The sequence below is a fragment of the Pseudomonas sp. P7759 genome, assembly GCF_013386445.1.
Lineage (GTDB): Bacteria > Pseudomonadota > Gammaproteobacteria > Pseudomonadales > Pseudomonadaceae > Aquipseudomonas > Aquipseudomonas azotoformans_A.
This window is the reverse complement of sequence record NZ_JACART010000032.1, coordinates 1-26,991: the sequence shown is the minus strand read 5'-3', so window position 1 is coordinate 26,991 and position 26,991 is coordinate 1. Positions and strand designations below refer to the sequence as shown.

The following is a 26,991-nucleotide window of genomic DNA, read 5'->3' as shown; positions in this document are numbered from 1 at the left end:
GGGTGGGGGCTTCTTCCAGGGGCAAGGTCAGGCTGAAGCTGCTGCCCAGGCCCAATTCGCTGACCATACGGATATTGCCGTTCATCAACTCGGTGAGGCGCTGGCAGATCGGCAGGCCCAGGCCGGTGCCAGCGACCACGTTGGTATTGCCTTCGCTCTGGTAGAACGGCTCGAAAATCAGCGCCTGGTCTTCCTGGGCGATGCCTTTGCCGGTGTCCGAGACCTGCCACAGCAGGCTGGAGCGCTCGCCGTCGCGCCCCAGGACTTTGACCCGCAGTACCACGCGCCCGTAGTCGGTGAACTTCACGGCGTTATTGAGCAGGTTGTTGAGGATCTGGCGGATGCGGGTCACGTCGCCGATCAAGCGTTCCGGCAGCTTGGGGTCGAAGCAGGCATAGAGTTGCAGGCCTTTGCCCTGGGCGGCTGCCGCGTAGCCCTGGATGATTTCGTGTACCAGGTCCAGCGGCGAGAATTCGCTCAACTCCAGGGCCAGTTGCCCGGCTTCGATCTTCGACACATCCAGCACATCGCAGATCAGTTGCAACAAGGTCGAGGAGGAGCCTTCGATTGCGTGCAGGTAGTCTTTTTGCTGGGTGTCCAGTTGGGTGCGCGCCAGCAGTTCGAGGGTGCCGAGCACGCCATACAACGGCGTGCGGATCTCGTGGCTCATGGTCGCCAGAAACAGGGTTTTCGCGGCGTTGGCGGCATCGGCCGATTGCCGGGCTTCTTCCAGCGCCGCTTCGACCTGCTTGCGTGCGCTGATGTCGCTGAAGGCGCAAAACAACACGTCTTCGCCTTTGTAGCGGGTGGGTGCGCTGCTGAGGTAGAGGTGACGACCGTCGATGGTTTCAAAGTAGTCGCTGCGTTCGGACGGCCCGTTCGCGAAGGCTTGCTCGATCCAGCCGTCGCGCAAGGCTTCGCGCTCCGGACCGGCCCCCAGCCATTGCTGCGCCAAGGTGTTTTCCAGCACCACCTGGCCGTCGGTACGGCGCAAGACACACAGCGCGACAGGCGCGGTCTGGATCACATCGCGGCCGAACGCTTCGCTTTCGATCAAGGCCTGGATGCGATGGATCGAGGGGATGATGAAGCGTTGGTCAACCCGACGCATCACCAGCCAAATCAGCGTCACGCTGAACAAGCAGAACAGCAGCGAGCCGAGCAACTGCTTCCACAGGCCACTGACCACCGCGCGCAGGTCGATGGAGTACATCAATTGCCAGTCCGAGGATTTCAGGTGCTTGCGGATCACCAGGTGATCGGGCAACCAGCCGTTGCCGACAAACCCGAAAAAGCTGTCCTCTCCCGGCCTCAGGCGTTGTTGGCTGAGCTGTGCGTTGTCGCTGTTGGTGAACACCAGCATGCCTTGGGAACTGAGCATCATGAACTCGCCGGCACTTTTGTCGCTGAGGGCGGAGGACACTTCGCGGCTTTCCATCTCCATGCCGAGCCAGCCGGATTCAGGGTCGCGTTCATCCAGGCGAATAAAAATGTACAGGTGCGAGTGGCCCTCGGTCCTGTCACTCAGCCATAACTCATTGAGTGTGGTGGGATCGCCGTGTTGCACGGCCTTGAGGCGGTTGAGCAGGCACTTGGAGATCGGCAGTACCTGGGTGGTGGCATCGTACAGCCGCGTCACCTGCGGCGTGGGCCCCGCGTTCACGTACAACAAGTTGAGTTGTTTGGCCTTGAGGTACTCACGCATCCGCGTGGTCAGCCAGATGCTCCACTGGTTGTCCGGCGAATCGCCGAGTTGCAGGTGCTGTTCTTCGGGGGAGAAGGTGTAGACCGGTGTTTTCGAGGGCCGCCGTACCGCCGACAGGCTAAGGCTTTCGAGCAAGGCCTCGCGGTTGGTGAAAAAGGTGTGGGCCTCGGCGATGGCACTGCTCATGTAGCCGCGGCGCTGGGAAATATCATTGTTGAAGGTGGACAGCAGAAAAGTGTAGACCCCGCTCAATATGCCGATCAGCAGCACAGTCGCAAAAATACGCAGCAGCCTTCTGGCAGCTTCGGGTCGGGAGAGGACGGGGTTGATCTGGAGCAGATAACTTTTCAATCGCATCGGCAGACTTTAAGTGCCGGCCAACAGCGATGGCATAAGACGATCCTTAAAAGTCAGCTATTTGTAATACATATCGACCACCACGGCGGCGTCAAATGCGCCGGGGATCGGCAGGGTGCGCCATTTCAGGTCGGCACGGAATTCATCGTGGCTCTGGCCCAGCCCCATCAGTTCCTGCAACGTGAACCAGTTGTTGAAAGGCAGCTGTTGCTGGCTCTCCGCGCGGGATAATGCGATGCCCACCGAGCTGTTGTTGTCCGGTACCAGCAAGCCATTGACCACCGCGCCACCGCCCGGCGTGGTCGCAAAGCGCGCACTGACGGTGTAGGGCGTGTCGCAACCCTTGCGCAGGTTCAGGCTGAAGTTCGCGGTGCTGGCGACTTCACCGATCGCCGCTTTGCGCGAAGGCGTCGGGAAGTTGACCACGCTGGGGGTGATGGTCAGCTCCGGCGTACAGGGCACGAACCGGATGCCGTTCATGCCCGTCACCACGTAGTTGAAATTGCTGTTGGGCCGCGAGTTGAGGCCACGCACACCGTCCAGCTGGAACACGCGATAGGAGGTGAGCGTACTGGCCTGGCCACTGGGTGGCGTAGGGTCGTATTTCTCGATGAAGACACTGAAGTTGAGGGTAAAGCGCGCCTTGTCCCAGCCCACGCAGTTGGCGGTGCAGCCCCGGTCGGAAAAGAACCCGGTGCCGACCTTGCCGGTGCTCTGGGTGATCGGCTGGTTGTTGTAGCGGATGCCCACGCGGATACCGGTGCCGATACTCACGTTGGCCGGGTTGACGTAGAAATACACCTCTTCACGGCCATGGTTGTAGTCGTCCTTGCAGATCACATTTGTCGTGCGCGGGCCGGACTCCCAGATGATGGTGCCGTTGGGCGCATCGGCGGCCACCGCCAGCGCGGTCCCCAGCGCTTCCTGGGTGATGATCGAGCCGCTGCCGTCTTCGCGACAGGCCAGCGCGTGACTGGTGGCGGGTAGGGCCGCGCAGGCCCAGAGCAGCATCGGCAGAAGTCGTCGGGTGAGTGACATAGGTGCAAATACCTCGCGGTCTATCACTTGAGTACCGCGCTGTGGCGGGCCTGCAAGCCGATATCGGTGATTTCGGTGAAGTGGAGGGGGGTGCCTTTGATGATCGCGCCCGGTGCGTCCAGGGTTTTGCGCTCGTTGGGCTTGAGCAGCAGGTAATCACTGAGTGCCCAGGTGTCGGCGTGCAGGTTGACCAACGACACGTGAAACGCACTGGGATTGCTGACCGTGACACGGCGCCCGTCGGTGCTCCAGACCAACTGCTGCACCGCTTGCGCCAAACCGCCGACCAGTGTCTGCGGGCGATAGAACAGCTTGAGGCGTTGGCGGATCGCGAACTGCACGCTATTGGGGCTCTCGGGCTTGAGCGGGATTTCCAGGATGTTGAGCCAGAACAGCGATTCACGATTTGTCGGCAACCCCTCGCCGGCGTACAGGATGCGCAGTTGGTGATGCTCGCCGGGCCCTAGCCTAACCAGGGGTTCGGTGGCGACAAAAGGGACGTCGCCATTGGGCGGCGTGTCTTCGCCACTGATCCAGGTTTGCACCACCACTTCGCGAGCAGCCTGGTTGACCACACCGATGGTGGCGCCCCTGTCCTGGCCCAGGTAGATCAAGCGCGTGCCTTCGATTTTCAGTGCCGCCCGGGCCGGCGGTGCGAGGGTCAGCAGTACGCCGGTCAGCAGCAATAGGCGCAGTAGAAACATGAACACAGAGAAATTCCATGGCGGCGTTCGAGACGCGGGCCATGGTAGGGAGGCGTGGAGGGAAAGGCTTTGAGGCGATTCTTAAAAGAACCGGCATGCCCAGGGTAACCGTTTCAGATTCGCCTTAAAGTCATGCCTCGTTGCGGACGGTTACCGTGATCACCGTTGAATGATCGACGCTGATGCCCAACTGTCAGGTTTACCCTATGCCCAATAAAGCGTTACGCCTGCTGATTGCCGATGCGGACCTACTGCAGCGAATCAAGATCGAGAAAATGCTCAATCAGCTGGGCTATTACCGCATCGCCCCGCTGAGTTCCTTCGATGAGCTGCAAGCCTTGACGCGCTCGGAAGGCGTGGCATTCGACCTGTTGATCATCGACACTGCGCTGGTGCGCTCGCGACAGGTGAACCTGCTGAAGTACTGCCACGACAACCGACTGATTCGCCATACGCTGATCTATGACGGCCAATGCGCGCAGAGTTCGCTGGTCTCCGTGTCCGTGAGCCAGACCCTGCATTTGGCGCTGTCACAGTCACCGGACTTCAACTCGTTGCGCCGCTGCATGGAAATCGTCGACCCGGCGCACGCCGTGCCATCGGTGGAGCGGCCGACGTTGCGAGCCGTGGACACGGACGGCGCAGCGCCGCGTACGAGCAAGCTGTCGATTGCCACGCGAACCACCTACCTGGGAGACCCGGCGGTGGTTGCGTGTGCCATCGGCTTGTCACCCAAGCGGTGAGGCGTCAGCCACGCCAGTGGGGCGCGGCGTCTTCGTCTATGGTCCAATGGGGCTGGCCGGGCCTCAAGGACACGCCGCCGACCCAACGCTCATGGCTGGCATGGTCGAGCCAATACGCGTCACCGCTCAGCACCTGATGCGCCAGGGGCGTCAGCCTCAACTCGCGCTGCGGCCAGTCCTTGTGTGTATCGGACTCTGTGAGCAAGGGGGCGTCACCGTCAATCAACGGCCGCAACAGCGCATGAAACATCATGTCCCCCAGAAACGGCAGTGGCTCGCGCTTGGCCATCAATTCGGCAAATACCCGACCGAAGGGTGTTGGCCCGACGTCGGCCAGGTACGTCAGGGCCAGGCGTTCGGTCAGGGATAAGCCGTCGCGCGAACCTGGCAGTTCCTGTAACTGGCGTAACAGCGCCGGGGCCAACAAGGGCAGGGCGGGATGCTTGTGGTGGGCCATTTCCGACCAATTGACGGGCGAGCTGTCGCAATAGGCCGCCCACGCCTGCTTGGCCAGTTGCACGGCGTCATCATCGATCAAGCGCCGTTGCGGCCACAGCCACGCCAACACATCCGGCGCCAGTTGGCCGATGCCGATAAAGCGTTGCACGCCGGGAATTCGATCCACCTCGATCAGTTCCAGCTTGCGCGGCGCCTGCTCAAGGCTGGCGAGCGCGCGGATCAGGAACAGTTGGTCATAGGCATCCGCTTCGCACCACAGCACACTGTGTTCGGCGCTGGCCAAGGCTTCGAGGTGGTCGTATTCGGCGTCGACACGGCGTGCGGCGTCTGCTTCATCGATGGCAAAGGCCTGGCTGATAAAAGCGCTGCGCATCGCACGGAAGGCTTGGCCGGGCAAATCGCGGACCGGGCCCATGCACAGTGGGTCGGTGAGCATCCGAAACTGCCCTTTGAAACCCGCCAGTTGGAGGCTGTGGGCGATGTCATTGCCGCAGCGCCAATGGGTGGTACGGGCTTCGTCGCTGGCGGCAAAGTCGGGGTGGCGAGCGGCGAAGTCGATGGCGTCGACATGTGCCTTGAGCTTGGGCCAACTGCTGAAACCCAGCTGTTTGGCGATTTCCCATTGGGCCTGGGACAAGGTCGCGTTCGGGTCTTCGGCTTTGAGGCGTGGCAGCAGTTCCTTGGCGCGCTTGCGCTGTTGCTCAAGGTTGAGGCGGCCATCGGTATTGAAGTGGCGGGACATACGATCTCCTTGCACAAACCTTTTCCGCTTCAAGGTGGGGAGTCGTAGAAAAAGAGGATGTTGCAGTGTCTTGGGCGCAGCCCTTTCCGCGGAAGGTGGCGTAGAGAGCGCCAGGCGGGAAATATAGGCAGTGCTGCGCTCGATTGCAAATCAGTGTTGTGTGTCCGGCTTGTGATCAATCCAGTGGGTTTTGATCCCCTTCGCCCATGCCACCGTGTAGAAACAGCTCAGCAGCACGATCCCCCACTGCTCGGCATTGATTGATGACCAGAACCAGAACGGCTGGCCCGCCATGCCGAACAGGCAGGCGTAGCGGCGCACTTTCAAGCGTTTGCTCTGGCTGAACCAGATGGCGACGACGCCGAGGGCGGCGATCATGATTTGGGCAACCACGGGCGACTCCTGGAAGGGGAAAAAGCAGCCTTATTGCGCAAGGCTGCCAAGGCATTACTTATCCTTGCGCGCATCCAGGGTCTTCTGATGCTCTGCCAGAAACGGCTGCTCCGCCGGATCAAAGCGGTCGATCCCGGCGGTAAAGCGATGCCAGTAGGGGTACAACGGCTGGCGACGCGTCACGGCTTCGATGCGTGAGGACTGTTCCTGGGTGAGCTTCAATTCAGTGGCAGCCAAGTTGTCGCGCAAGTGCTCTTCGGTGCGGGCGCCGACGATCAGCGAAGTGATCCCCGGTCGATCCTTGAGCCATGCCAGGCACGTGCGGGCGACCGAGACGCCGTGCTCATCACCGACGGCGGCAAGGGTTTCGATGATGTCGAGCGCACGCTCTTGGTCATGCACGTAGGGTTCTGGCCAACCGCTACCCTGACGGGTGTTGGCGGGCGGCTTGTGGCCACGACGGGTGGACCCGGTCAACAGTCCTTCGCCCATTGGGCCCCACACCAGTGTGCCCACCGACTGGTCCAGTGCCAGCGGCAGCAGTTCGTACTCGGCTTCGCGGGATTCTGGTGTGTAGTAGATCTGCTGGGTGATGGGTTTGAGCATGCCGTGCAGTTCGGCCTTGCCCAGGGTCTTCATCATTTGCCAGGCGGTGAAGTTGCTGGTGCCGAAGTAGCGGATTTTCCCCGAACCCACCAGCAGCCGCAGCGCTTCAAGGGTTTCCTCGATGGGGGTCATGCCGTCCCAGTTGTGCAGTTGGTAGAGGTCGATATGGTCGGTGCCCAAGCGTTTCAAACTGGCTTCGCACGCGCGAATCAGATGGTAGCGTGAAGAACCTGAGTTGTTGGGGTTGTCGTCCACCGGACTGCGGCCCTTGGTGGCCAACAGAATATCGTTGCGTTTGTCACCCAAGGCTTTGCCGACCACTTCTTCGGCCAGGCCGTGGGAGTAGAGGTCGGCGGTGTCGACCATGTTCACCCCCGCGTCGAACGCGATATCGAACATGCGTTTGGCCAGGGGCACATCCACCGATCCGCATTTCTCAAACTCGGCGCGACCGCCAAAGGGCACGGTGCCCAGGATGATTTCGGATACCAGCAGGCCGGAATGGCCCAGTTGTCGGTATTGCATGTTGCCTCCTCGGTAATGCTGAACCTAGAGTTCTGAGCCACACCGGCTGCGATAGTTTGAATTTTTTGAATGAAATCCCGGCGAGTGTGCCTCACCATTGCCTCATCCAGATTGAGAGGAACACCGCGTCCATGAGCGCACTGATCGAAACCCGCGCCCTCACGCGCATGGACGAGCGCCGCCACGTGGCCTTGCTCCAGCCCACCGATTTCACCTTGAATGCCGCCGACCGCGTGTCGATCACCGGCTCATCCGGCTCCGGCAAAAGTGTGTTCTTGCGTGCACTGGCGCTGCTGGATGCGCCCAGTTCCGGGCAGATCCTGTGGAATGGCCAGCCGATCGGCAACGCGCAGATTCCCCACTACCGCTGCCACATCAGCTACCTGTCGCAACGCCCGGCACTGCTGGACGGCACGGTGGAAGACAACCTGCGTTTCCCCTTCAGCCTCAAGACCTCGCGCAAACGCCGCTTCGACCTGGCCACGGTGACCACGCTGCTGGGCCACGCCGGCAAGACCCCGGACTTTCTGGCCAAGCGCGCCGCCGACCTGTCGGGCGGTGAGTCCCAGGTGGTTTCGTTGATCCGCACCCTGCAACTCAACCCCGAAGTGCTGTTGCTCGACGAGCCCACCGCTGCCCTCGACCCCACCTCATCCCGCGAAGTGGAAGCGCTGATCGACGCCTGGTTTGCGGCTGATCGCGCCCGCGCCTGTATCTGGGTCTCTCACGACTTGGACCAGGCCCGGCGCATGAGCAACATCCATTTGCAGATGAGTGCCGGTGTATTGAGTGGAGTGGCCCAGCCATGAACTATCAGAACCTGACCGCACTAGACATGGGCATCGCCGCCTCGCTGATCCTGGTCAACGGCGCGCTCTCCCTGCTGCTGCGCCTGGGCCTGGAGCGCCAATTATTGTGGGCGGCGGTGCGCACGGTGGTGCAACTGCTGGCCATCGGTTACCTGTTGGGTTGGGTGTTCGAGTTCGCTTACTGGTACGTGGTGCTGCCGTTGATGTGCGCCATGACCCTGATCGCCGGCATCTCGGCGGCGGGGCGCGGGCGGCGGACGTACCGGGGGCAACGCGTGGACAGCATCCTGTCGGTGTGGGGCAGTTCGTGGCTGGTGACGGCGGTGGGCTTGTTTGCGGTCATTCGCATCCACCCGTGGTACGAGCCGCAGTATGCGATCCCGATCCTCGGCATGATCCTGGGCAATACCCTGACTGGCGTGTCCCTGGGGATCGAACGCATGACCCAGGAATTGACGTCGGGACGCAACACCATCGAAATGATCCTCGCCCTCGGCGGCTCGCGCTGGGAAGCCGCGCAGGAAGCCATCCGCCAGGCTGTGCGCGCCGGGATGATCCCGACGCTGAACCAGATGACCGTGGTGGGCATCGTCAGCCTGCCCGGCATGATGACCGGGCAGGTGCTGGCGGGGGAGAGCCCGGTGGATGCGGTGCGGTATCAGATCGTGATCATGTTTCTGATTGCCGCGTCTTCGGCGTTGGGCACGGTGGGGGCGGTGCTGCTCACCTATCGGCGGCTGTTTTCGGTGAGTCATCGGTTTTTGCGCGAGCGATTGCAGGAGCGTTGAAGGTTCGTAAAAGTTGTATTTATCGCCATGGGGTCGCTGATTTATCAATACAGGCTCATTCAGCCAAGACCCATGAAGGTGAACAATGAAGGTTGTCAGTGTTTCAGCGCTGCTGTTTCTTACCATGCTGTTCAACGTCAACGCCCAGGCGGTGGGCAGCCACGACGCGCAATGCCAGGCGCAATGGTACCGGTCATCGGCCAGTGCGCACTGCACCGGCAGTGATTGGACCACTCAAGCGCCTCCGGGAACGTGCAACTTCCACCAAATGTGTATAGGGACCGGCGAAGTCATAAAAGATGCGCCTCACACGGCCTCAAAAGACCGTGTGACAAAGGACCGAAACCACAATGACATCAGCGTTTCCCTGGACGATGCAGGCAAACTGTCGAACTGCAACGGCTTGTTGAAAGTGGGGGCCTGCTGAGGCCTATTGTTTCATTGAGTGAAATGCTGGATTGTAATTCCTGGTGATTCCTTCGATCAGGACCGCAGTGGAACATGCCTGGCGTCGATACCCAATCTTTTGGAGCCTTTCATGTCCCAGCCTGCGATCAAACTCTACGGTTTCCCCTTGTCCGGCCACTCCCACCGGGTCGAGCTGATGCTGTCCCTGCTCGGCCTGCCCACGGACTATGTGCTGGTGGACCTCAAGCAAGCCGCCCACAAAACGCCCGAATTCATTGCGGCCATCAACCCGTTCGGCCAGGTGCCCGCCATCGATGACAACGGTGTCGTGCTGGCGGACTCCAACGCGATCCTGATTTACCTGGCAAACACTTACGGTAAAGGCCAATGGCTGCCGAGCGACCCGGTGGGCCAGGCCCGTGTGCAGCGCTGGCTGTCGACCGCTGCCGGCCAGCTGCATGCGGGGCCTGCCTCTGCACGACTGGCCACGGTGTTTGGTGCCGAAGTCGACACCGTCAACGCCATTACCCGTTCCCATGCGTTGCTGAAACTGGTGGAAGCGCAACTGAGCCAGAGCCGTTTCCTGGCCGGCGAGCAACCGAGCATCGCCGATGTGGCTTTCTACACCTATACCGCTCACGCGCCGGAAGGCAATGTTTCGCTGGCCGACTACCTTCATGTGCGCGCCTGGCTCGCCAGTATCGAGGCGTTGCCGGGCTTCGTGGGCATGCCGCGCACGGCGGTGGGTTTGCAGTCAAAATTGTAGTGAGCGAGCTTGCTCGCGCTGGGCTGCGAAGCAGCCCCAACAAGATCACCGCGCTTTTTCAGATAATACGCGGTGCCTGGTTTTAGGGCCGCTTCGCGCCCCGGCGCGAGCAAGCTCGCTCACCACAGGTGGATGACTTTCAACTGATTAGAAGGCGGGGCGATGGACCGATTTCACGAAATGCAGGTGTTCCTGGCGGTGGCCGAGGAGGAGGGCTTCGCCGCTGCCGCGCGCCGCCTGAAAACCTCGCCACCCAGCGTGACACGTGCCATCGCCGCCATGGAGGAGCGCATCGGCACCCAATTGCTTGCGCGCACCACCCGCAGCTTGCACCTCACCGAAGCCGGCCAGCGTTACCTCGAAGATTGCCGGCGCATCCTGGCGGAACTCGATGAAGCCGAGGAAGCCGCGGCGGGCAGTTATTCCATCCCCTGCGGCCATTTGACGGTGACCGCGCCGGTGCTGTTTGGCGAGTTGTATGTGGCGCCGGTGCTGGGGGAGTATCTGGATCGGTTCCCCTTGGTAAATATCAACGCCTTGCTGGTCGATCGAGTGGTCAACATGACCGACGAAGGGGTGGACGTGGCGGTGCGTATCGGTCACTTGCATGAACCGGGGCAGCAGGCGATCAAGGTCGGCGAAGTGCGCCGGGTGGTCTGCGCATCGCCGGCCTACCTCGAACAGTACGGGCGGCCTACGCATCCGTCGCAGTTGCGTGAGGCCAAGATCGCCACGTCGTCGTCCAGTTCATTGGTGAGCGGCTGGGAGTTTGTGGACGGCGGCCAACCCTTGACTGTGACCATCGAGCCACGTCTGGTGGTCACGGCGAACAATGCGGCCATCAACCTGGCGCGCCTGGGCTGGGGCATGACGCGGGTGTTGTCCTATCAGGTCGCAGCCGCGGTGGCGGCGGGAGAGTTGGAAATTATCCTCGAAGCCTATGAGTCGGCGCCGCTGCCGATCCAGGTGGTGTTCCACAAAAGCGGCCGGGTGCCGGCCAAGATCAACACCTTTGTCGATTTCCTCACCCATCGCCTGGACCAGGACGCCGCCCTGAACCCGGCAATGAAACGGCGCAGCTGATGGAGCGTTATCGCGATATGCAGTTGTTCGCCGCGCTGGCTGGGCAGCCGAGCCTGGCTTCTGCGGCGCGTGACGCTCAGGTCTCGGGCCCGACCCTGGTACGCGCGGTTGCCCGCCTGGAAGCGCGTTTGCGCGTGCCGTTGCTGGCGCGCAGTACGCGCGGCGTGAGCCTCACCGACGCCGGCAACGCCTACCTGGCGGACTGCGTGCGCCTGCTCGCTGCAGTGGACGCCGCCGAAGCCTCGGCCAATGGGCTGCACGTGCAGGCCCAGGGCAACCTGCGGGTGTTTTTGCCCTTCCTGTTCAGTCGTTATGTGATGGCGCCAGTCCTGGCTGACTACTTGGACCGCTATCCCGAGGTGAACCTGGTCGTCAGCTACCACGACTATTATCCGAACCTGCATGAAGAAGGACTCGACGTTGCCATCCTCGTCGGTGAACTGCCCGATTCGTCATTGATTGCCCGACCGCTGGGCCAGGTGCGGCATATCCTCTGCGCCAGCCCCGACTATCTCGCAGCTCACGGCGAGCCCCAACGCCCGGACGACCTCAAGCAGCACCGGCTGATCGCCAGCGCCCATCAGGTGCACTGGGATTTCCAGGGCTACCCGCACTTTCAACGGCGCCAGCTCCAGCGCCGCATTGCGGATAAACCCGTTGACCCCGGCTTTGGACGCCGCGTAGTGACTGAGCCCCGGATAACCGACCCGGTTGCCGGTCACCGAAGAGGTCACCAGCACGCAGCCTCGGCCTTGTTCGCGAAACGCCGGCAACGCAGCCTGGGTCAGCCAGAACAGCGCCGACAGGTTGACCGCCAACGTGCGATGCAGGATGTCCGGGGTGATGTCTTCAAAGGCCGTCAGCGGAAAATACCCGGCGTTGTGTACCAGGATATCCAGTTGTGGCAGCCCTTCAACGCACTCGAACACCGCCTGTGCTTCGGCCAGGTCGACGCCCATCGCTTCAACCCGATAGCCCTGAGCGCATAACTCAGCCGCCACTGCCTCAGCCTGTTCCCGCTGTCGGTCGGCAATCACCACTTGCGCGCCACGCCTGGCAAATGCCTCGACGATACCTCGGCCAATGCCCTGGGCACCGCCCGTGACCAGCACCACTTGCCCGCTGAAATCCAGGTCATGCATGGGCATTCTCCAAGTGAGCGAACGCCAGGGTGGGTACATCGACAATGCTTGAACCGCCGTCTGCTACCAACGTCGCTCCGGTAATGATCGATGCATCACTGGACGCCAGGAAGCGACACACCTTGGCGATCTCTTCGGCACTGGCCGCACGGCGCAGCGGCACGTCGGCGCAGACCCGGTCATAGGCCTGCTGCAACGTGACGCCATAGGCGTCCATCAACGGCTGCATCTCCGCATCGGCCATGGGCGTTCGCACCCAGCCGGGGCACACCGCGTTCACCCGCACACCGTGCGGCCCATAGTCCCGCGCCAGCGAGCGATTGAGCCCGAGCAACGCATGCTTGGCCGTGGTGTAGCCGCACACCTCGGGCCCCGCCGCCAGGGAGGCGATGGAGCCGATCAACACGATATTCCCCGCGTTTTCCTGCAACAGCGGCAAGCAGGCGCGGGCGCTATAGAACGCGCTGTCCAGGTTGCTGCGCAGGGCGCTTTCCCAGGTGGCGGGGCTGGTCTGGGTCGCGCTGCCCAGGCCATGCCCGCCGGCACAGGCCAGCAGCACATCGAGGCGTCCATAGTGCTCGCTGATCTGTCGGATAAACCCGTCCCACGTCTGCGGGCAGGCGGCATCGCCCACCAGGATCAGGCCGCCAGTGTCTTGCGCGACCTGTTCCAGTGGCTCACGGCGCCGCCCGATCAACACCAGGCGTGCACCTTCCCGGGCATACAGCCGGGCACACGCGGCGCCGATCCCTGTGCCGGCGCCGGTGATCACCACCGTGCGCGGCTCAGTCATCGGGATACTCCGTGCGGTTGAGCACCTGGCAATACGAGCTGATGGGGAAGTTCGACAGCGCATCGAAGGACGCGCCCGCATAACCGAAGATCTTGCCGTCACTGCGGTGCTGCTGCAGGTCGATCAGCACCAGGCCGAGGGTGGGCACGATCTTCTCCTGCCACACGAACAGGTACAGCTGCTCGGCGATCTTGTAGTAATGGCAGCGGTCGGTGTCGCACAGGCCTTGCTCCACGCCCTTGAGGCACTGCCAGGCGTAGAAGCGCTCGTTGAGGTAGATGTGTTCGTAGACTTCGCTGGGGCTGTAGCGGTATCGGTTGCGCAGGCCCACCAGTTCGTCGGTGGGCGCGTGCAGGCAGAGGCCGGCCTGCCATGGGCGGTCGAGGCTGCCGTGGAGGAAGTCGACTTCGACCGAAGTCAGCGGTTTACCGGCGAGGGCACGGTGATAAAGGCCTTCGTGGGTCTCGGCCGGGTCCGGCAGGCGTCCGATCACCGCAGTGAATGAGGCGTTCGGCGTGTCCAGTACCAGGCTGATCGACCAGCCGTGCCCGGCCTCATGCTTGATGAAGTCGACCAGATACAGGCCTGGGCGGATCGAAGTGGCGCGGTACACCGCACTGCCGCTGGAATGGCCGTCGGCAGCGTGCCAGGCCAGGCGGTCCTGCTCGAAGCGGTGTTCGATCTGCCAGCCGTTGGCGAAGTGCAGGGTGAAGGTCTGCCCCGCCAATTCTGCGAGGTTGGGCAGGATAAACGCGTCCGGGGCGAAACCGTCGGCCAGCGCCCCTACGGTGATCCAGTCAGAAGAACTCGTCATGGCCACGTCTCCCTTACACGACGGCAAAGTAGTGTTTGACGAAGCTTTCGCTGACCACTTCCCACAACACCGGCGTGCCCTTGGTCACGAACCAGCTATCACCGCTTTTGTAGCGGGTGGTCTGGCCGGTGGACTCGTCGGTGAGCAGCACTTCGCCGGTCACCACCGTGGCCTGTTCGGCAAACGGGTAGACCATGCGGAACTTGCCCTGGGTGGTGCCGAAATAGGCGCTGCTGACCGGGTCGGTGGGCGCGCCGAAGGTCATCTTGCCGAAGGCACGCACTTCACCTTCGAGAATCTGCGAGCCGAGGTCGGCCACGGTGCCCCAGGGGTCGAGTTCCGACAGCTGGATGTTGTGTTTGAGCGTAGTGAGGGTCATGGCAGTTGCTCCTGATGAGAAAAAAAGGGGTTAGCGGCGCCCGTTCCAATAACCGGAAAGTTGGTGCCAGGATTTGCCCGCCGTCAGCAGCAAGGGTCGGATCGCGTCCTTGCCGAGGATGGTCGGGCGATGAATCGAGCTGACCAGGTCATAGCGTGCCGAGCCTTCGCTCATGCCTTCGGCCAGGACCTTGCAGATGATGTGGCTGGGGGTCACGCCGAAGCCGGAATAGCCCTGCACGAAAAACGCGTTGCTGCGCCCCGGCAAGGTGCCGATCTGCGGGAACAGGTTGGGGCTGCACGCCATCGGGCCGCCCCAGGCCAGGTCGATCTTTACGTCCTTGAGGTAGGGGAAGATCTTCAGCATCAGGTTGCGGTTCCACGCCTTGAGGTCGCCGGGAATGTGCTCCACCAGCGGCGTGGCGGCGCCGAACAGCAGGCGGTTCTCATTGGTGACTCGGTAGTAGTCGATCACCGGGCGGATGTCGCTGTAGGCCCCGCGAATCGGGCTGATGCGCTGGATCAGTTCCTCGGACAACGGCTCGGTCATCATCTGGAACGCGTAGGTGTTGATGGTCGAACGGTGCAGCTCCGGCTCCAGCTTGTTGAGGAAACTGTCACAGGCCCACAGCAACTTGCTGGCGCGCACTGAACCGCGTCCGGTGCGCACAGTGATGCGCTCGCCATAGCTGACCTCCAGCGCCGGGCTGTTCTCGAAAATCCGCACGCCGTGGCTGGCCAGTGCGGTGGCTTCGCCCAGCAACAGGTTCAGCGAATGCACGTGCCCGCCGCCCATGTGCAGCAAGGCGCTGCTGTAGGCCTTGGAGCCGATGATCTGCTGCACGTCGGAACCGCCGAGAAAGCGGATCTCGTGCTGGCTGTTGATGGACTTGAAGTCCTTTTCCCAGGCGCGCAGGGTTTTTTCCTGGCGGGCGTTGAAGCCCATGTAGCCGTAGCCGTGGCAGAAGTCCGCGTCGATGTTGTACTTGGCGATGCGGCTCTTGATGATGTCGGCGCCCAGGTCGCTGATCTCGAACACCTGGCGCAGGCCGTCTTCGCCGACGTCCTTCTTGATCTTCTCCAGGTCATGGCCGATCCCCGCCATGATCTGCCCGCCATTGCGGCCGGTGCCACCGAAGCCCAGGTAACGCGCTTCAAGCACGACGATATTGGTGATGCCTTTTTCCGCCAGTTCCAAGGCCGTGTTGATGCCGGAGAAACCGCCGCCGATCACCACCACATCGGCGTCGATGTCCTGTTCCAGGGTCGGGAAGCTGAGGTTGTATTTCTTGGTGGCGGTGTAATACGTGGGGGTTTCGATGTTGATCATGGCGCAGCCTGAAAAGGTGAAGGAAGGCTCTAAAGCGGATGCCTCCATTAGGGGCCCTGGCGGGATGGAAGTCTTGATCCTGCGTGCCCAGGCTTTTGATTCTGCGCGCCATGGGCGATGCGCTAGACAAGTTATAGCGCGCTCGCCGGCCGGGAATGCTAGAGTTTCGTTAAATTATTAACTAAATACTTCGTGACCCTGATCCTATGCTCAAACCTCGCCAGTCCCTGACCTTGACCCTGCTGCAAGCCCGCGAAGCCGCGATGAGTTTTTTCCGCCCGTCCTTGAACGAACACGGCCTGACCGAACAGCAATGGCGGATCATCCGCATCCTTGAACAGTACGGTGAGCTGGAGATCTACCAGTTGGCGGAACTGGCCTGCATCCTCAAGCCGAGCATGACCGGCGTGCTGGTACGCATGGAAACCGCCGGCATGGTGCACCGGCGCAAAGCCGAGCAGGATCAGCGCCGGGTGCTGGTGACATTGGCCGACAAGGGCAAGGCGAGTTTCGAGTCCATGAGCCAATGCATGGAGGCCAACTACCAGCGTTTGCAGGATCAGTTGGGCGAAGAGAAGTTGCAGACCCTGTTGGGTCTGCTGGATGACTTGAAGAACATCAATATCAAGCGTTGAAGCAATTCTTCGAACACTGAGGATCAAAATGTGGGAGCGGGCTTGCTCGCGAATGCGGTGGGCCAGTCAAAGAATAGGCTGGCTGAACCACTGCATTCGCGAGCAAGCCCGCTCCCACATGAGAATTCAGTAGACTCCACCGCTGTGGTCGGCCTCGGGAATGCCCTTGAATGTCCCGGCCAGCGCCTGCAACCCGCGCATCAACACCGTGGTGTCCACCCCGACTGCGACAAACGTCGCGCCCAACTCAATGTAGCGCCGCGCCAGGTTTTCATCGGCACTCAGAATCCCCGCCGCCTTGCCCGACTGCACGATGCGCCCGATGGCGTGCTCAATCACCGCTTGGACCTCGGGATGCCCTGGATTGCCGCGATGCCCCATCGACGCACTCAAATCCGCCGGGCCGATAAACACGCCGTCCACGCCCTCGACGGCGGCAATCTCGTCCAGGTTCGCCAGGCCTTCAAGGTTTTCGATCTGTACCAGCAGGCACATCTGTTCATCCGCCAGATCGAGGTAGCCAGGGATGCTGTTCCAACGTGAAGCCCGCGCCAACGCACTGCCCACCCCCCGGATCCCTTGGGGTGGATACCGCAGGGCGCGCACCAGTTCGCGGGCCTGGGCGGCACTTTCGACCATGGGCACCAGCAGGGTCTGGGCGCCGATGTCCAGCAGTTGCTTGATCAACGCACTGTCGTCGATCACCGGGCGAATCAGCGCCTGGCTGGGGTAGGGTGCCACGGCCTGCAATTGGGCGAGCATGCCGTGCAGGTGGTTGGGCGCGTGTTCGCCGTCGATCAGCAGCCAGTCGAAACCGGCGTTGGCGGCCAGTTCCGCGCAATAGGCGTCGGCCAGGCCGAGCCACAGGCCAATCTGTACGTCGCCGTTGCGCAGGCGTTGTTTGAAGCGGTTGACGGGCATGTCCATGACAATCCTCCAGGGTTCAGACAAAGCGGCAGGCAATCGAGCCGAGCAGGTCGTAGTCGACGTGGAAGGTGTCGCCAGGGCGGGCCGCGACCGGGCGCGTAAACGAGCCGCCGAGGATGATCTGTCCCGGCAGTAGGGTCACGTCATAGGGCGCCAGTTTGTTTGCCAGCCAGGCCACGCCCTTGGCCGGGTGGTTGAGCACGGCGGCTGAAACGCCGGACTCCTCGATCACGCCATTGCGGTACAGCACCGCGGGCACTTTGCGCAGGTCGATCTCGGTGGGACGCACGGCACGGCCGCCCAGCACCACGCCGGCATTCGCCGCGTTGTCGGAGATGGTGTCAAACACCTTGCGTGTTGCGTTGGTCTGCGGATCGACCTGCTGGATACGTGCGTCGATGATCTCCAGCGCGGGGATCACCCATTCGGTGGCGTCGAGCACATCGAACACCGTGCAGTTCGGGCCCTTGAGGGGTTTGCCGAGGATAAACGCCAGCTCCACTTCCACCCGCGGCACGATGAAGCGTTCGAAGGGAATATCGCTGCCTTCGTCGAAGAACATGTCGTCGAGCAGGGCGCCGTAGTCCGGTTCGGTTATGTTTGACGAAACCTGCATGGCCCGCGAGGTGAGGCCGATCTTGTGGCCCTTCAGCGTACGACCGTCCTGGATCTTTTGCGCAACCCAGGCGCGCTGGATGGCGTAGGCGTCTTCAAGGGTGATGCCGGGGTAGTCGAGGGAAAACTGGCGCACCTGTTCGCGGCTGCGTTCGGCGCGGTCCAGGTGGGCAGCGGCCGCAAGAATTTGTTGGGAGTCGAGCATGGCAACGGTCCTTAACGGGGATTGACGATGGCGGCGTGGGTGCGCAGCACCAACAGGCCGCCGAGGGCGATAAATGCAGCGAGTACGTACAGCGCCAAGCTGGCGCTCTGGGTCGCGTCGCGCATCCAGCCGATCAGGTACGGCGCGAGAAACGCGGCGACGCTGCCGAACGAGCTGATCATGGCGATGCCGGCCGCCTGGGTGGTGTTGGAGAGAAACGCCGGCGGCAGTTGCCAGAACATCGGCAAGGCTGCGCTGGCACCCATGCCGGCGACCACCAGCCCGCCCATCACCAGCAGCGGGTTGTCCGGCGCCAGGCCCGCCACGGCGATGCCGACGGCCGCCATCAGCAGCGGCACGCACAGGTGCCAGCGCCGTTCGCGGTGGCGGTCGGACGAACGCCCGCAGCCGATCATGAAGAAACACCCGGCCAGGTACGGCACGGCACTGAGCAGGCCGACCTGGCTGTCGCGGCCGATACCGGCGCCGTGGATCAGCGTGGGCATCCAGAACGCCAGGGTGTTCACCGCCAGCATCACCGCGAAATACACCGCCACCAGCAACCACACCTGCGGGTCGCGCAGGATGCCGCCGAACGAGGTGATGGACTTGCGCTGTTCTTCACTGCGCAGTTGGGTGTGCAGCTGAAGTTTTTGCTCAGCCGTCAGCCAGTGCACCGAGTCGAAACCGTCCGGCAACCACTTGAGTACCACTAGCCCGAGCAGCACCACCGGCAGGCCCTCGATCAGGAACATCCACTGCCAGCCGCGCAGGCCGCCTACATCATGGAAATGTTCGAGGATCGCCCCGGACAACGGCCCGCCCAGCACGCCGGCCATGGGCACGGCGATGGCAAACAACGCGGTGACCTGGGCGCGGCGGCGTGCCGGGTACCAGCGGTTGAGAAACACCAGGATGCCTGGGAAAAAGCCGGCCTCGGCTACCCCCAGCAAAAAGCGCAGGACATAGAAACCCCGGGCGCTCTCCACCCACAGCATGCCGGTGGACAGCAAGCCCCACACCACCATCAGGCTGGCGATCCAGCGCCGCGGGCCGACGCGGTCCAGCGCCAGGTTGCTCGGCACGCCAAACAACGCGTAGGCGATAAAGAACAACCCGGCGCCGAAGCCGTACACCGTGTCGCTGAAATGCAGGTCACTGCTCATCTGCATCTTCGCAAAGCCGATGTTGATGCGGTCCAGGTGGGCGAACAGGTAACACACCAGCAACAGCGGCATCAGGCGCCAGGTCACTGAACGATGGGTGCGGTCGTGCTCGGCCAGCACGCGGCTGGCAGTCGATTGGGCTTTGCTCATGATGTTGTACTTTTTGTCTGAGAGGCCGTGAAGGGAGCGACGGGATCTAGCCCGTCGGGTTATTCAGGAACGCATGCACGTTGTTCTGCTTGAAATTCAGCTGCGGGTGCAGCTCGACCATCTCGAACGACAGCGCCAGCAAACGTTGCGCCTGCAGCTCGGCGAAGTGCGTGGTGATCACTGCAAACAACGCCTCGGCCACCGCCTGGCGCGTGGCCAGGTCGCGACCGTGGCCGACCTTGAGGGTCATGTGCACAAAGGCATAGTCGTGTTTGCCATCGGCCATGCGCCAGGCGTCCAGGCGCACGCCACGGCTGCGGATACCGCCCAGGGGAAACACGCCACTGTCTCCCAGCACGCGGTGGACCTGTTCAAACAGGCCGGGCAGGTCGGCCTGTTGTTCGATGTTGTCGGTGTACTCGGCGATAAAGTGCGGCATGGGTTTCTCCCAGGTTTACAGCGGGAAAATCGCGTTGATCTGACCGGTGCCCGAACTGCCGAACGGCGGCGTGATGATCTCTGCGGGCTTGGCATAATCCGGCCCACCAAGCAGCCCCAAAAGCATGGCGGTATCGTGCATCTTGCCTTCGCCGAAGCAGTGTTCGGCGTAGTCCGGCAGCATCGCGCAGAACTCCTTGAAGCGGCCTTGCTTCCACATCTCCACCACATGCAGGTCTACCTGCTTGTCGAACTCGCGGGTCCAGTTGTGGATATTCGCTTCGGCTTGGCGGTCATCCGAAAAACGGTGGGACAGCGAGCCGGAGGCCAGCACCAGCACCTTGCGGTCGCTCTTTTCGATGGCCCGGCGCACAGCGGCACCGAATGCAAAGCTGTCTTCCAGGCGATGCCACGCGCACCAGGCGGCGATGGAAATGACTTTGAATTTCTCATCCTCCGGCACCCCCATGTGCATGTAGCGCATGGGCACCAGCGTGCCGTATTCCAGCTCCAGGCTCGGGATGTTATGGGCCATGCTGCGCACGCCGGCCGCATTGGCCTCGGCGGCGATCAACTCGCCCAGTTCAGGGCAGCCGGGGTAGGCGTATTCCATGTTCTTGATGAAGTGCGGCAGCTCGTTGCTGGTGTAGGTGCCCTGGAACTGCTCGCCGCAGTTGACGTGGTAACCACTGTTGACCAGCCAGTGCACGTCGAACACCACCGCCGTGTCGGCGCCCAGCTCGCGGGCGCGACGGCCGATTTCCTTGTGTCCGGCAATCGCCGCTTCGCGACAGCCGTGATGCTTGCCGGGCAGTTCCGACAGGTACATCGACGGTACGTGGCAGATCTTCGCCGCCAGGACCACTTCGCCCATGATGATTCTCCAGATTCATTATTTTTGTTGGAGCGCATGACCCGGTGTTACACACCCCAACGCGGGATGTGATGGCTGCCCATGGAAATGCACACGTTCTTGATCTCGGCAAACACTTCGAAGCTGTACTGTCCGCCTTCACGCCCGGTGCCGGAGCCCTTGACCCCGCCGAACGGCTGGCGCAGGTCGCGTACGTTCTGGCTGTTGATAAATACCATGCCGGCTTCAATCCCGCGCGCCAGGCGATGGGCCTTGCCGATGTCCTGGGTCCAGATGTAGGAGGCCAGGCCGTACTCGGTGTCGTTGGCCAATTGCAGGGCCTCGGCTTCGTCCTTGAACGGGATCAGGCACACCACCGGGCCGAAGATTTCTTCCTGGGCGATGCGCATTTTGTTGTTCACATCAGCAAATACGGTCGGCTGGATGAACTGGCCTTTGCTCAAATGCGCCGGCAGGTTGGCCGGGCGTTCCAGGCCGCCGGCAAGCAGGGTGGCGCCTTCCTCGAGACCAATCCTGATGTAGCCGGTGACCTTGTCGTAATGCGCCTGGGTGATCATCGAACCGACTTGGGTCTTCGGATCCTGCGGGTCACCGACGATCAACCGTTTGGCGCGCGCCGCGAATTCGGCGACGAACTGCGGGTACACGCTTTCCTGGATAAAGATGCGGCTGCCAGCGGTGCAGCGTTCACCGTTCAGGGAGAAGATGGTGAACAGCGCCGCGTCGAGGGCGCGCTCCAGATCGGCGTCCTCAAAGATCAGCACCGGCGACTTGCCGCCCAGCTCCATGGAGTACTTCTTCAGGCCGGCGGTTTGCATGATCTTCTTGCCGGTGGCGGTGCCGCCGGTAAAGGAAATTGCCCGCACGTCCGGGTGGCGCACCAGCGCATCACCGGCCGTGGCGCCGTAGCCCTGGATCACGTTGAGCACGCCGTTGGGGATGCCTGCCTCCACCGCCAGGCGTCCCAGTTCATTGGCGGTCAGCGGCGACAGTTCCGACATCTTCAACACCGCCGTGTTGCCCAGGGCCAGGCACGGCGCGGTCTTCCAGGTGGCGGTCATGAACGGCACGTTCCACGGTGACACCAACCCGCACACACCTACCGGTTGGTAGAGCGTGTAGTTGAGCATCTGGTCGTCCACCGGGTAGCTGTGGCCGTCCATGCGCGTGCAGACTTCGGCGAAGAAGTCGAAGTTGTGCGACGCCCTTGGGATCAACACGTTCTTGGTCTGGTGGATCGGCAGGCCGGTGTCGAGGGTTTCCAGCTCGGCCAGGTGCGGCACGTTCTGTTCGATCAATTCACCGAGCTTGCGCATCAGGCGCGCGCGCTCCTTGGCCGGGGTGTTGGCCCACTTGGGGAAGGCTTCCTTGGCTGCCGCCACGGCTTGGGCGACTTCTTGCGCACCGCCGCTGGCAACCTCACCAATCGCTTCGCCGGTGGCCGGGTTGTAGTTGATGAAGGTGTCTTTGCTTTCGACCTCACGGCCGTTGATCCAGTGTTTGATCATGCTGCTTACGCCTCTTTCCGGGCAGAGAAGAACTCTGCCTCGCTGACAATTCGGTTGACCAGGCGGCCCACGCCTTCGACTTCCACCACCACTTCATCGCCGGGCACCACATCGGCCAGGCCCTCGGGCGTGCCGGTGGCGATCATGTCGCCGGGTTGCAGGGTCATGAAGCTGGACAGGTATTCGATGAGGTAGGGGATGTCGAAAATCATGTCGCGGGTGCTGCCCTCCTGGCGCAGTTCGCCGTTGATCCAGGTGCGCAGGGTCAGGTTGCCTGGGTCGGGCACATCGGCCACATCGACGATCCACGGGCCGACCGGAGTGGTGGCGTCGCGGTTTTTCACGCGCAGGTTGGGGCGGTAGTAGTTTTCCAGGTAGTCGCGGATCGCGTAGTCGTTGCACACCGTGTAGCCAGCCAGGTAGTCGAGCGCATCGGCACGCTTGACGTTGCGCGCGGCCTTGCCGATGACCGCCACCAGCTCGCACTCGTAGTGCATGTAGGCGACGTTGTCCGGGCGCCAGGTGACCTGGCGGTGGCCGGTGTAGGTGCCGACGGACTTGATGAAGGCCAGCGGCTCGGTCGGTGGCGTGAAGGCCAATTCGGCGGCGTGATCGGCGTAGTTCAAGCCGAGGGCGAACATGTTGCCGGTGGCTGGGGGCAGCCACTCAACCTGTTCCTCGGCGAGCAGGCGACCGTCGTTCAGGCGCACGGCATTGTCTGCTTCGACCGTTACGAGGTGGATTTTATCTTCATAGCGGATGCGCGCGCGTTTCATGCTGGGGTCTCCGCTTGAATATGACTGACCAGGCGGCCCACGCCGCTGATTTCGACCTCAACCTTGTCGCCGGGCAGCACATCGACACGACCTTCGGGCGTGCCGGTGATCAGTACGTCGCCGGGGTGCAGGGTCATGAACTCGCTGATCTCGGCGATCAATTGCGGGATGTCCCGTACCCAGCTAGCGGTGGAGTTTTCCTGGCGCAGTTCACCATTGACCCACAGCTTTAGGCTCAGCTGGTTGGGGTTGTCCACCTGTTCCCGTGGCACGAACGCCGGCCCCAGCGCGCAGAACCCATCGCGACATTTGGCTTTGACGGCGGGGCGGTAGTAGCTGTCTTCCGGCAGGCTGAATTCGTTGACCACCACATAGCCGGCCACGTGGGCCATGGCATTGTCCAGGCTGACGCGGCTGGCGCGCTGGCCGATCACCACGCCTAACGCAGGGCCGGGTTGCAGGCGTTTACCCTTGGGATGCAGCACCACCGCGTCGTGCTGGTTGCGCGTGTTCGGGGTCTTGATAAACAGCACCGGCTGGGTCGGCGGCTTCTGGTAGGGCGCCTGCTGGAAGGCGGCGAGATGCTGGTCCAGCAGGCCCTGGTAGTTCAGCGCAACGCCAAACAGGGTGCCGCTGGCAACATCATGCAGGGTACGGCTCATGCGTTTCTCCTGGCGGTGGCGACTGCTGCATAGGCAGTTCGTTAAGTTGTTAACGTTATAATTAATATGTTAACTACCGTCAAGCGTGGCAAAATCCGATGGCATTCAAATAACAACAAGGGGGCAGCGTGCAGCCGATTCCCAACATCAATATCGGGCAGGTCTACGACCAGCGTTACAGCGATGCCGAGGTGCATTACGACCAGCTCGGTAACCTGGCGGGTTTTTTCGGGCGCAACATGCCCGTGCACCGACATGACCGGTTTTTCCAGGTGCATTACGTGAAAAGTGGCGCGGTGCGGGTGTATCTGGATGACCGCCAGTATGTGGAGTCCGGGCCGATGTTTTTCCTCACGCCGCCTACGGTGCCCCACGCCTTTGTCACCGAGGCGGATGCCGACGGGCATGTGCTGACCGTGCGCCAGCAGTTGGTGTGGGGCTTGATCGACGCCGACCCTAGCCTGGCCTCCGGCGCCGCCTGCGTGGCGTTGACGGCGGGTGACCAGGGCCTGAATCGATTGTTCGAAGAGTTGAACGACGAGATCAACGCTGAGCGGGCAGGGCGTGCGGCGGCCCTGGACAGCCTCACGCGGCTGATCATGATTCGCCTGCTGCGGCTGTGCGCCCACTCGTTACCGGCGCGCCCGACCCGCCATGAAGACCTGCGCATCTTCCATCGCTTCAACGAGTTGATCGAGGCGCACTACCTGGAACACTGGCCGCTGGCGCGTTATGCCGAGGGAATTGGTGTGACCGAGGCACGCCTGAATGAGGTGTGCCGACGCCTGGCCGATCTGCCGTCCAAGCGCCTGATCCTGGAACGCGTGATGCAGGAAGCCAAGCGCCTGCTGCTGTTCACCGGCAGCTCCGCCAACGAAATCTGCTACCAGCTGGGCTTCAAGGATCCGGCGTATTTCAGCCGGTTTTTCCTTCGTTATGCGCAGGTGACGCCGGGGGAGTATCGGCTGCGGCAGTCGGGCTTGCGTTGACTTGCCACGCGCCGCCCAGCGCGGTGTACAACTTCACCTCGGCCACCAACTGCGCCAGGCGGTCGATGATCAACGCCTGCTGCGAGCTGAACAGCGCACGTTGCGCATCCAGGAAGGTGAGGTTGCTGTCCACGCCGCTGCGGTAGCGGTGTTCGGCCAGGTTGTAATACTGCTGGTTGGCCGCAACGAAATCGCGCTGCGCCTCCAACTGGTCGGTATAGGTCTGCCGGGCCGCGAGGCCATCGGCGACTTCCTGGAAGGCGGTCTGGATGGATTTTTCGTACTGCGCCACCGTGATGTCCTTTTGCAGCTTGGCGTAGTCGAGGCTGGCGCGCAGGCTGCCGGCGTTGAAGATCGGCAAGTTGATCTGCGGCTGGAACGTCCAACTGCCGGAGCCGCCCTTGAACAGCCCCGACAGTTCCGTACTGGCGCTGCCGGCGTTGGCAGTGAGGCTCACGGAAGGGAAAAACGCCGCGCGTGCGGCGCCGATATTGGCATTGGCGGCGCGCAGTTGGTATTCGGCCTGGAGGATATCCGGGCGGCGTTGCAGCAGGTCCGAAGGCAGGCCGGCCGGCACCCGCGCAACCCAGTCATCCGCCAGTGGGCGCGACGGCAAGTGTTCATCCACCGGGCCACCCACCAATAGGGCCAGGCTGTTGAGGTCCTGGGCGACCTGGCGCTCATAACGCGCCACGCTGGCGCGGGTGCTTTCGACGCTGGTACTGGCTTGCACCACGTCCAGTGCCGAGGCCTTGCCGGCGGTTTTGCTGCCGCGGGTGAGGCGCAGGCTGTGTTCGTTGGCCACCAGGGTTTGGCGGGCCAGGGCCAGCAGTTCCTGGTCGGCGCGCCAGGTCAGGTAGGCATTGGCGACGTTGGCCACCAGGCTCAACTGCGCGCTGCGCCGGGCCTCTTCGGTGCCGAGGTAGGTGAGCATCGCCTGTTCGCTGAGGCTGCGGATGCGGCCGAATAAATCCAGTTCATAGGCACTGATGCCCAGGGTCGCGGAATAGCTCGACGTAATGGCCGGCTTGCCGGTGCCGGTCACATCCCCCGGCAAACGCCGACGCTGACCGGCGCCGGTGGCAGAGACGGCCGGGAACAGATCCGCCCGCTGGATGCGGTACTGCGCCTGGAACGCCTCGACGTTCAGCGCCGCCACCCGCAGGTCGCGGTTGTTGAGCAGGGCTTCGCCAATCAACCGTTGCAACGCCGGGTCATGAAACAACTGCTGCCAGTCCGACGTGCCGGACTGCGCCAGTGCGTACACCCCTTGCTGGGGATACTGCGCCGGCACGGGCGCCTCCGGCCGGTGATAATCGGGGATCAGCGAGCAGCCGCCGAGCAGCCCTGCCAGTGCGAATGCGCTCAATTTATTCATCAGGCGCCAACCATCCATTTGGCCAAGCCATGTCGGCCACTCACGCCCAACTTCGCGGCGGCGCGCTTGAGGTAGGTTTCGATGGAGCTGTTCTTCACGCTGAGTTTTTCCGCCATCTGCGGCACGGTGCCACCGGTCAGCAGGCCCAGGCACACCTCTTGTTCGCGGGCCGACAGGGTGATTTCACCGAGGGACAGGCGCTTGTAGAACTCACGCTGCAATTGGGATTGCTCCAGCAAGGTGTGGGCCGGTTCGGCCTCGGGGTGGGGCGCCTGGCGCAGGCTCTGGGCATGACACTCGATCAATGGCAGCAGGGTGTCCGACAGGCACTTGAGAAACGACAACTCGGCCAGGGAAAACCCACGATGGTTGGGCGGGCGATAAAACGAAATCACACAGCGCCGGTTGCCCTGGCGCGACACCAGGTTGCACTGGTGCGAGGTGCCGCGGGGAAACGCGCTCTTGGCCTTGGCCTTTAGCTGGATCAGCAGCGGGTCCTGCATGCCGAGCATTTCCCGCAGCAACGGGTGGTCGTCCATCGAGTTCAGGGCCAGGGGCGGCAGGTCCTGGGTCTGGCCGGCGCTGCCGAGCAGCTTGATATCGAGCACACGGTCGCGCAGCTCGTCGAGGGTCCATTCGCTGAGGTCCACCAGATGGATCGGCACCCACTTGTCCACCAGGTGCAGCATGTGTGCGGCGAAATCCGGGTGGCCACTGCTGGCAATCAACTCGCCCATTTCGGCATAGAAATTCGGGCTCTGCGCGTTGGCAATACTGCTGGTCAAACTCATAGCCATCTCATCCTTGATGTCGAAAACCGTCAACAGACTCTCTGGGCCTCTGCGGGGGCGATCCGTTGCTCACACACCAGAGTCGGTAGTCGAGATTGTATTTAGCCAGGGGATTCGTCCTACGTATGTAGCGGAAACGAGGGACACAACCTGCCATAAAAACCACGTCATTAATTCGACGTTTCTGAGAGGCAATTCCGGCCGAAAAAAACCATCAGAGGTTTTTAGAGTTAATTAACTATTTGATTAATAACAAAATAATTCATTTTTAAAAAAATAGATGAGAGCTGGCAG

At 62.3% G+C, this 26,991-nt stretch carries 29 protein-coding genes and 1 pseudogene; 9 read left to right on the top strand and 21 right to left on the bottom strand.

The window, feature by feature from the left end:
* The 3 genes from HX823_RS22475 to HX823_RS22465 all read right to left on the bottom strand — a co-directional run.
* Positions 1-2,062, bottom strand: a 2,062-nt coding sequence (locus tag HX823_RS22475; protein ID WP_177076774.1) for an ATP-binding protein, incomplete at its 3' end; no start/stop codon positions are given.
* Between the two features lie 57 nt (positions 2,063-2,119).
* Positions 2,120-3,100 (bottom strand): fimbrial protein, encoded by a 981-nt coding sequence (locus tag HX823_RS22470; protein WP_038849123.1) that lies wholly within the window; start codon positions 3,098-3,100, stop codon positions 2,120-2,122.
* A gap of 23 nt (positions 3,101-3,123) precedes the next feature.
* Positions 3,124-3,804 carry a molecular chaperone gene (locus HX823_RS22465; RefSeq protein ID WP_218169961.1) on the bottom strand — a complete coding sequence of 227 codons (681 nt, stop codon included), beginning with the start codon at positions 3,802-3,804 and terminating at the stop codon, positions 3,124-3,126.
* A 206-nt stretch (positions 3,805-4,010) separates the two neighbouring features.
* Between HX823_RS22465 and HX823_RS22460 the strand changes: the two genes are divergently transcribed.
* A complete protein-coding gene (locus HX823_RS22460) occupies positions 4,011-4,547 on the top strand; it encodes a chemotaxis protein CheY (RefSeq protein ID WP_177076770.1) in 537 nt (178 codons plus the stop codon).
* Positions 4,548-4,551: 4 nt separating this feature from the next.
* On the opposite strand, the gene HX823_RS22455 is transcribed toward HX823_RS22460, so the two are convergent.
* The 3 genes from HX823_RS22455 to HX823_RS22445 form a co-directional block, all read right to left on the bottom strand.
* The gene (locus HX823_RS22455) at positions 4,552-5,748 is read right to left on the bottom strand and encodes a DUF1835 domain-containing protein (protein ID WP_177076768.1); all 1,197 of its coding nucleotides are present in this window, start codon (positions 5,746-5,748) and stop codon (positions 4,552-4,554) included.
* 150 nt (positions 5,749-5,898) lie between these two features.
* A complete protein-coding gene (locus HX823_RS22450; protein ID WP_050572479.1) occupies positions 5,899-6,141 on the bottom strand; it encodes a hypothetical protein in 243 nt (80 codons plus the stop codon).
* 54 nt (positions 6,142-6,195) lie between these two features.
* Positions 6,196-7,272, bottom strand: coding sequence for an aldo/keto reductase (locus HX823_RS22445; protein ID WP_038849115.1), 1,077 nt, complete (start codon positions 7,270-7,272; stop codon positions 6,196-6,198).
* A 131-nt stretch (positions 7,273-7,403) separates the two neighbouring features.
* Between HX823_RS22445 and HX823_RS22440 the strand changes: the two genes are divergently transcribed.
* The 6 genes and pseudogenes from HX823_RS22440 to HX823_RS22415 form a co-directional block, all read left to right on the top strand.
* Positions 7,404-8,081 (top strand): ATP-binding cassette domain-containing protein, encoded by a 678-nt coding sequence (locus tag HX823_RS22440; protein ID WP_177076766.1) that lies wholly within the window; start codon positions 7,404-7,406, stop codon positions 8,079-8,081.
* Positions 8,078-8,869 carry an iron export ABC transporter permease subunit FetB gene (gene fetB / locus HX823_RS22435; protein WP_038849110.1) on the top strand — a complete coding sequence of 264 codons (792 nt, stop codon included), beginning with the start codon at positions 8,078-8,080 and terminating at the stop codon, positions 8,867-8,869. Before HX823_RS22440 ends, fetB begins: the two co-directional genes overlap by 4 nt.
* Before the next feature lie 85 nt (positions 8,870-8,954).
* Entirely contained in the window at positions 8,955-9,296 is a 342-nt protein-coding gene (locus HX823_RS22430) for a hypothetical protein (protein WP_177076765.1), read from the top strand.
* Positions 9,297-9,407: 111 nt separating this feature from the next.
* On the top strand, positions 9,408-10,043 hold the full coding sequence (locus tag HX823_RS22425; protein WP_177076763.1) for a glutathione S-transferase family protein: 636 nt from the start codon (positions 9,408-9,410) through the stop codon (positions 10,041-10,043).
* A 162-nt stretch (positions 10,044-10,205) separates the two neighbouring features.
* Positions 10,206-11,126, top strand: coding sequence for a LysR family transcriptional regulator (locus HX823_RS22420; RefSeq protein ID WP_177076761.1), 921 nt, complete (start codon positions 10,206-10,208; stop codon positions 11,124-11,126).
* A pseudogene (locus HX823_RS22415) lies at positions 11,126-11,674 on the top strand (LysR family transcriptional regulator); the annotation flags it as partial. The gene HX823_RS22420 and the pseudogene HX823_RS22415, both read left to right, overlap by 1 nt.
* Here HX823_RS22415 and HX823_RS22410 read toward each other — a convergent pair.
* The 5 genes from HX823_RS22410 to HX823_RS22390 are packed head-to-tail and all read right to left on the bottom strand — an operon-like array spanning position 11,579 to position 15,583.
* Positions 11,579-12,268, bottom strand: a complete 690-nt coding sequence (locus HX823_RS22410) for an SDR family NAD(P)-dependent oxidoreductase (RefSeq protein ID WP_371317976.1) — start codon at positions 12,266-12,268, stop codon at positions 11,579-11,581. The pseudogene HX823_RS22415 and the gene HX823_RS22410 overlap by 96 nt on opposite strands.
* Complete coding sequence (locus HX823_RS22405) at positions 12,261-13,061, bottom strand: SDR family NAD(P)-dependent oxidoreductase (protein ID WP_177076759.1); 801 nt, start codon at positions 13,059-13,061, stop codon at positions 12,261-12,263. Before HX823_RS22405 ends, HX823_RS22410 begins: the two co-directional genes overlap by 8 nt.
* Positions 13,054-13,875 carry a molybdenum cofactor biosynthesis F family protein gene (locus HX823_RS22400; protein WP_177076757.1) on the bottom strand — a complete coding sequence of 274 codons (822 nt, stop codon included), beginning with the start codon at positions 13,873-13,875 and terminating at the stop codon, positions 13,054-13,056. Before HX823_RS22400 ends, HX823_RS22405 begins: the two co-directional genes overlap by 8 nt.
* Before the next feature lie 13 nt (positions 13,876-13,888).
* Positions 13,889-14,254, bottom strand: a complete 366-nt coding sequence (locus HX823_RS22395; protein WP_177003250.1) for a cupin domain-containing protein — start codon at positions 14,252-14,254, stop codon at positions 13,889-13,891.
* Between the two features lie 30 nt (positions 14,255-14,284).
* Entirely contained in the window at positions 14,285-15,583 is a 1,299-nt protein-coding gene (locus tag HX823_RS22390) for an FAD-binding oxidoreductase (RefSeq protein ID WP_016978428.1), read from the bottom strand.
* A gap of 206 nt (positions 15,584-15,789) precedes the next feature.
* Between HX823_RS22390 and hpaR the strand changes: the two genes are divergently transcribed.
* The gene (gene hpaR / locus HX823_RS22385; protein ID WP_010209251.1) at positions 15,790-16,218 is read left to right on the top strand and encodes a homoprotocatechuate degradation operon regulator HpaR; all 429 of its coding nucleotides are present in this window, start codon (positions 15,790-15,792) and stop codon (positions 16,216-16,218) included.
* 126 nt (positions 16,219-16,344) lie between these two features.
* On the opposite strand, the gene hpaI is transcribed toward hpaR, so the two are convergent.
* Genes hpaI through HX823_RS22345 form a run of 8 tightly spaced genes read right to left on the bottom strand, consistent with a single transcriptional unit; the run spans position 16,345 to position 23,539 of the window.
* Entirely contained in the window at positions 16,345-17,145 is an 801-nt protein-coding gene (gene hpaI, locus HX823_RS22380; RefSeq protein ID WP_177076755.1) for a 4-hydroxy-2-oxoheptanedioate aldolase, read from the bottom strand.
* Between the two features lie 16 nt (positions 17,146-17,161).
* Positions 17,162-17,965 (bottom strand): 2-oxo-hept-4-ene-1,7-dioate hydratase, encoded by an 804-nt coding sequence (gene hpaH, locus HX823_RS22375; protein ID WP_016978426.1) that lies wholly within the window; start codon positions 17,963-17,965, stop codon positions 17,162-17,164.
* Between the two features lie 11 nt (positions 17,966-17,976).
* Positions 17,977-19,281 (bottom strand): MFS transporter, encoded by a 1,305-nt coding sequence (locus tag HX823_RS22370; RefSeq protein ID WP_177076753.1) that lies wholly within the window; start codon positions 19,279-19,281, stop codon positions 17,977-17,979.
* A gap of 46 nt (positions 19,282-19,327) precedes the next feature.
* Positions 19,328-19,720 (bottom strand): 5-carboxymethyl-2-hydroxymuconate Delta-isomerase, encoded by a 393-nt coding sequence (locus HX823_RS22365; RefSeq protein ID WP_177076751.1) that lies wholly within the window; start codon positions 19,718-19,720, stop codon positions 19,328-19,330.
* Between the two features lie 15 nt (positions 19,721-19,735).
* Positions 19,736-20,593, bottom strand: coding sequence for a 3,4-dihydroxyphenylacetate 2,3-dioxygenase (hpaD, locus tag HX823_RS22360; RefSeq protein ID WP_177076749.1), 858 nt, complete (start codon positions 20,591-20,593; stop codon positions 19,736-19,738).
* Positions 20,594-20,640: 47 nt separating this feature from the next.
* Positions 20,641-22,101, bottom strand: coding sequence for a 5-carboxymethyl-2-hydroxymuconate semialdehyde dehydrogenase (gene hpaE, locus HX823_RS22355; protein ID WP_177076747.1), 1,461 nt, complete (start codon positions 22,099-22,101; stop codon positions 20,641-20,643).
* A 5-nt stretch (positions 22,102-22,106) separates the two neighbouring features.
* Positions 22,107-22,877, bottom strand: coding sequence for a fumarylacetoacetate hydrolase family protein (locus HX823_RS22350; protein ID WP_177076745.1), 771 nt, complete (start codon positions 22,875-22,877; stop codon positions 22,107-22,109).
* Positions 22,874-23,539, bottom strand: coding sequence for a fumarylacetoacetate hydrolase family protein (locus tag HX823_RS22345; RefSeq protein ID WP_177076743.1), 666 nt, complete (start codon positions 23,537-23,539; stop codon positions 22,874-22,876). Before HX823_RS22345 ends, HX823_RS22350 begins: the two co-directional genes overlap by 4 nt.
* Positions 23,540-23,667: 128 nt before the next feature.
* Here HX823_RS22345 and hpaA point away from each other — a divergent pair, with 128 nt between their 5' ends.
* Positions 23,668-24,528 (top strand): 4-hydroxyphenylacetate catabolism regulatory protein HpaA, encoded by an 861-nt coding sequence (gene hpaA, locus HX823_RS22340; RefSeq protein ID WP_177076735.1) that lies wholly within the window; start codon positions 23,668-23,670, stop codon positions 24,526-24,528.
* On the opposite strand, the gene HX823_RS22335 is transcribed toward hpaA, so the two are convergent.
* Complete coding sequence (locus HX823_RS22335; RefSeq protein WP_177076733.1) at positions 24,455-25,906, bottom strand: efflux transporter outer membrane subunit; 1,452 nt, start codon at positions 25,904-25,906, stop codon at positions 24,455-24,457. The genes hpaA and HX823_RS22335 overlap by 74 nt on opposite strands.
* Positions 25,906-26,697: a helix-turn-helix transcriptional regulator gene (locus HX823_RS22330; RefSeq protein ID WP_177076731.1), complete on the bottom strand. Its 792-nt coding sequence runs from the start codon at positions 26,695-26,697 to the stop codon at positions 25,906-25,908. The genes HX823_RS22335 and HX823_RS22330 overlap by 1 nt, the downstream gene beginning before the upstream one ends.
* Positions 26,698-26,991: the final 294 nt, after the last annotated feature.